This window comes from Leuconostoc sp. BM2, assembly GCF_002095565.1.
Taxonomy (GTDB): Bacteria; Bacillota; Bacilli; order Lactobacillales; family Lactobacillaceae; genus Leuconostoc; species Leuconostoc falkenbergense.
In genome coordinates, this window is sequence record NZ_MOWQ01000063.1 from 1 (window position 1) to 4,362 (window position 4,362).

The following is a 4,362-nucleotide window of genomic DNA, read 5'->3' on the forward strand; positions in this document are numbered from 1 at the left end:
GCTTCGTTAAATAATGCGTTTGATACTGTCATGATAATTTCTCCTATCTCGTTGCTTTTATAGTGGTTCACTCTTGCACTTAAATGTATCTATTTGCCTTTAATTGACCTGTATTGTCTGGTATGATTAGTGTATATTCACTGTACAAGTAAATATATTTTGTTCGTTCAACTAACATTCAATAATTAAACTATAACTTTTGTTAGTTCACTGTACAATACGCTTTAAAGTTTCTTAATTAAGTTTCATTTTTGATTAAGTGCTTTATAAATTCTTAACATTTAATCGAGGTGCTAATATGTCTGTTACATCAGAACGCATGAAAGAACAGCGCAAAATAAAAAAACTAACTCAAACTTCTCTAGCTGAATTAGTTAATTCTTCACGTTCAAGCATTGCACAAATTGAAACTGATAAATATACTCCCTCTTTTGCCATGCTCTCACTGATTGCTGACGCTTTAGATACCACAGTAGAGTATCTACAAGGCAAGACTGATAACCCGCTTAAAACGCCTGCTGTGGATGATAACGGGGATGAGCCACCACTCACAGAGGGACAAAAACAAGTCGCCTATTTCATTGACCCTAGCGCCACACCCGAAGAGATAGAACAAATTAAAAAACTTGTTGAGATTGCTAAACTATCAAAACGTCGTTTGTGATTGCGGGGCGACACATGTATGACAAATATTTAGTTATATATTGACTGTTTCCCTGATTACAAATTCTTTGGTATTGAGGTAGAACATAATAAGTATTTTGGTGAGGTTGTGAAAGATAGCAATGGCACTAAGATATTTATAAACACGTTACAACCAGAGTGGCAACAACTACACACTATCGTACACGAAAGCGCACACGCTGACTTTGATGTCTTCGGGGATGACAAACGCCACTCAATGAAAACGCTGTTAGCTGAAAAGCAAGCTGAGTATGTCGCTAACCACTTTCAAATTAAAAAGCCACCTACTATCAGTAAGTGACTTGATAGGGATTCCATCCCCGCTGATTATTCAAACAAAAAGCGTTACAAGACACTACTTGCTGAAAAGCAAGCTAACATGACAGCTACTCGGCTAATGAACGACTTATTTCAACAAACAAATAACTCACTGGAGAACTCAATATGAAACCACTACTTATGACGTCTTTACTCTTTTTCATTCTAGGTATAACTTTTTTGGTTTTGTCCAAAAATGAAAATAATAAAACTTATCAATTTTCTGGTGCCTTATTCTTGATTGCGGGAATAATGGTAGCCACTGCTCAATTAATTTGATCATTAGAAAAACCGAAAAAATAACTGTTCGTTATTAAAAGGAAGCCAGTTCTGTACATCGGTCTCCTGTTTAAACTATGGGCGGGGATGACATTAAAAAACAATCGAGGAAAATATATGAAACTCCAAAAACATTTTTTCAATAAATTACTACATCATCCAGATACACCTGTCTGGACTCTTATATGCACTATGGTAGCTATCATGGCAAGTTATAATACAGTTATTCGCTATGGTTTCTCTGAAAAAATGTTTTTTCGCTTACTGATTGTATACCCATTAATCGTCGTATTTATATATTGTCTACGAACGTTCGTAACATTACCAATCGTTCTAAAGTTACACAATTACTTCCCAAACATCATTAAAATAAACGTTCCTGGCAGGTTAGCATACCCTTGTTGGTTATATGGTTTAATGTATCAATAATGATGGTATTGTTCACAGTAATCCATCACACCCTATACCCTCAGTTTTTGATTGGTTATATTGGAAACTGGATTAAAACATTTTTCGTTGCTGTCCCTATTTTCTTTTTTGTAGCTAAACCACTTATATTCAATATGTTTGATTTGCTAAAAGCAAAACATCCCCTAATTACCAGTGATCAACCTAACAAATCTAACAACAAAGCTGATTTCTAAATCTTTAATTAAGTTTCTTCATACCACTCCTTGGCTCAATTTTCAAAGTATAGTCGTAAATAACAACACAAAGGTATTACAAATGAAAAACTATAACAAAATTATGATTATAGGCTGTGGTGGTTCTGGTAAATCAACTTTAGCTAGAAAACTTAGTCACAAAATGAACGTTCCTGTTTTCCATTTAGACGCCCTTTTATGGCATGATAACTGGGAAATGAGCAGTAAAGATGAACAACGCCATGTTATTAGCAATGTCTTAGATAAAGACCAATGAATTATAGACGGTAATTATAGCGCCACGCTTGATATGCGAGTAGCTAAAGCCGATACCATTGTTTTTATAGATCGTAGTAAAGCAATGTGTCTGTATAACGTGTTTAAAAGGTACATTCACTATAAGGGACAATCTCGACCAGACATGCACGATAACTGCCCTGAAAAAATTGACTTTGAGTTTGTGCGTTGGATATGGATATTTAACAAGAAACGAAAGCCTGCAATAATCAAAATGCTTGCTGATGTTCAAAATACCAAAAATGTTGTGGTTTTAAAAAACAATAGACAAATAGATTATTTCTTAAAATCTATTCAAAAATAAAAGAACTCTCAGTGAGTGCTTACATAAGTGCAAATTTAAACTAATATCATCTTTTGGGGGGATGAAAATGAATAAACTAAAAAAGCAGGGATTAGATGCACCATTGGTGCCAATTCTTTATATTGTTGCTGGGTTGCTAGCTCTTCTATTTGCTTTAATATTCCACGAACACTTCAGCGGTTACTTATGGACTGTTTGTTACGGTATCATCATGGTTTTGGGCGGCTTGATATTCATACACACCTCAATACGTGGAAAATCCATGATATGGGACAGCATCATTGCTGATTTAACTATCCCCGAAAACAGTAAGGTGCTGGATTTAGGGACTGGACATGGCCTTGTGCTGTTGAAATTTGCGCAACACCTATCAGAAAAAGGACATGCAACGGGTATTGACTTATGGCTTAATAAAGATCAATCAAATAATAGCCTGAAAAATACAAATGATATCATCGAATCAAAAAAGTTATCACGGGTAGCAGATGTTAAAACAGCAAACATGTTAGATCTACCTTTTGAAGAAAACCAATATGATTTTGTTGTCACAAGCTTAGCACTTCATAATATTAAACCTACTTCAGCACGTAAAGACGCTTTGAATGAAGCAGATCGTGTCTTAAAGTCAAACGGAATGCTGATAATTGTTGATACAGGACATAACAAAAATGAATATATCTCAGTGCTACAATCTAATGGTTACAGCATTCAAAAACATAAGACTTATGGCATTATTGGTTGGTGGACTGGTCCATGGATGCCCACCTATTCAATCATCGCCACTGCGCCAATAAAACAATAAAAAAGCACTCACAGAGTGCGTACATACGTGCCAAGCGTTCACGTTAAAAAGTTTGGAAAGTATTTCTTGCTATGACAGATATTGGTTACTTATACGCCCTTGAAAACAAATCATTTCCGGGCTACATCAAAATTGGTCAAACTACCAATCTTGACAACAGGCTAAAGCAATTTAATAACACGGGTATTCCAGATAGTAAGCCTACATTGCTACTATTTGCTCTAAAAATAACGAACTTTAAAAAAGCTGAAAGACTATTGCATAAGTCCCTTGCTGATAAACGCGACAGTTTGTCAAAAGAGTACTTTAAAGCGAACTTTAATCAAGTTAAAAGTGTTTTTGATTTATTATTGTTTAATGACCCTCATGCTGAATATGTCAAACCGAATGAATACAATGCGAGAATAACTGGAATTTACAAGCCAAATGTCGTACGCAAAACAGGACAACGTCCTAATAGAAGTTTTCATTATTTATCCATTCCCGTGGGTGCAAAACTAAAGTTCAAAGATGATCCTAAAATAGAGGTTACTGTGATTGACAGCAAAAACCAAGTATTATGTCGTTGCGGACACAAACATTCTCTTTCACGTGCTGCAATATGTTGTTATGACTTTTACCATAAACTACCTGAAGAACAGTCTGGAAAAGATAGAAACGGATTTGCTTGGTTCTCATACAATAAAATTCTATTGAAAGACATGAAACCCGTTGTGAATTCAGAATTTTAAGTAATTTCTATCAGATTGTCGTGCTCAATGTTTTTCTTTATGACTCTATTTTTTAACATTAAATTATTGTATATCATCCCCTAAATTACACATCCGCATAAACATAAAAGGCATGAACTTATATAATCTAGTCCGTGCCTTTTGTTATGCATTTCATTAAGTCGTGAGAGCCGTTTTGCTCATAAGTCAATAATTCGGAATGTTTTTTATCTAGGGCTGAACTGATTAGGCAACTTTTATTTTTTGATTGGCAAGACTGATTCTTTCGTTGTTGAACCAATGAATATACTTGGACACATCTAA

Annotated in this window: 7 protein-coding genes; all 7 read left to right on the plus strand. The window is 34.9% G+C overall.

Annotated elements, in window-relative coordinates; genetic code table 11:
- Nucleotides 1–298 precede the first annotated feature (298 nt).
- The 7 genes from BMG01_RS10040 to BMG01_RS10065 all read left to right on the plus strand — a co-directional run bounded on the left by BMG01_RS10040 (nucleotide 299) and on the right by BMG01_RS10065 (nucleotide 4,059).
- Nucleotides 299–664, plus strand: a complete 366-nt coding sequence (locus BMG01_RS10040) for a helix-turn-helix domain-containing protein (protein ID WP_036068873.1) — start codon at nucleotides 299–301, stop codon at nucleotides 662–664.
- 108 nt (nucleotides 665–772) lie between these two features.
- Nucleotides 773–985, plus strand: coding sequence for an ImmA/IrrE family metallo-endopeptidase (locus BMG01_RS10045; protein WP_004914924.1), 213 nt, complete (start codon nucleotides 773–775; stop codon nucleotides 983–985).
- A gap of 143 nt (nucleotides 986–1,128) precedes the next feature.
- On the plus strand, nucleotides 1,129–1,281 hold the full coding sequence (locus tag BMG01_RS11355; RefSeq protein ID WP_004914922.1) for a hypothetical protein: 153 nt from the start codon (nucleotides 1,129–1,131) through the stop codon (nucleotides 1,279–1,281).
- A gap of 726 nt (nucleotides 1,282–2,007) precedes the next feature.
- Entirely contained in the window at nucleotides 2,008–2,202 is a 195-nt protein-coding gene (locus BMG01_RS11505) for an NB-ARC domain-containing protein (protein ID WP_004914915.1), read from the plus strand.
- 33 nt (nucleotides 2,203–2,235) lie between these two features.
- Complete coding sequence (locus BMG01_RS11510; RefSeq protein WP_233127299.1) at nucleotides 2,236–2,526, plus strand: hypothetical protein; 291 nt, start codon at nucleotides 2,236–2,238, stop codon at nucleotides 2,524–2,526.
- 67 nt (nucleotides 2,527–2,593) lie between these two features.
- On the plus strand, nucleotides 2,594–3,328 hold the full coding sequence (locus BMG01_RS10060; RefSeq protein ID WP_004914910.1) for a class I SAM-dependent methyltransferase: 735 nt from the start codon (nucleotides 2,594–2,596) through the stop codon (nucleotides 3,326–3,328).
- Nucleotides 3,329–3,399: 71 nt separating this feature from the next.
- The gene (locus BMG01_RS10065; RefSeq protein WP_036087070.1) at nucleotides 3,400–4,059 is read left to right on the plus strand and encodes a GIY-YIG nuclease family protein; all 660 of its coding nucleotides are present in this window, start codon (nucleotides 3,400–3,402) and stop codon (nucleotides 4,057–4,059) included.
- Nucleotides 4,060–4,362 lie beyond the last annotated feature (303 nt).

Coding starts and splice junctions, on each gene's coding strand:
- BMG01_RS11505 (WP_004914915.1), top strand. CDS start 2,008: ATGAAAAACTATAACAAAATTATGATTATAGGCTGTGGTGGTTCTGGT.
- BMG01_RS10065 (WP_036087070.1), top strand. CDS start 3,400: ATGACAGATATTGGTTACTTATACGCCCTTGAAAACAAATCATTTCCG.
- BMG01_RS11510 (WP_233127299.1), top strand. CDS start 2,236: ATGCGAGTAGCTAAAGCCGATACCATTGTTTTTATAGATCGTAGTAAA.
- BMG01_RS10040 (WP_036068873.1), top strand. CDS start 299: ATGTCTGTTACATCAGAACGCATGAAAGAACAGCGCAAAATAAAAAAA.
- BMG01_RS10060 (WP_004914910.1), top strand. CDS start 2,594: ATGAATAAACTAAAAAAGCAGGGATTAGATGCACCATTGGTGCCAATT.
- BMG01_RS11355 (WP_004914922.1), top strand. CDS start 1,129: ATGAAACCACTACTTATGACGTCTTTACTCTTTTTCATTCTAGGTATA.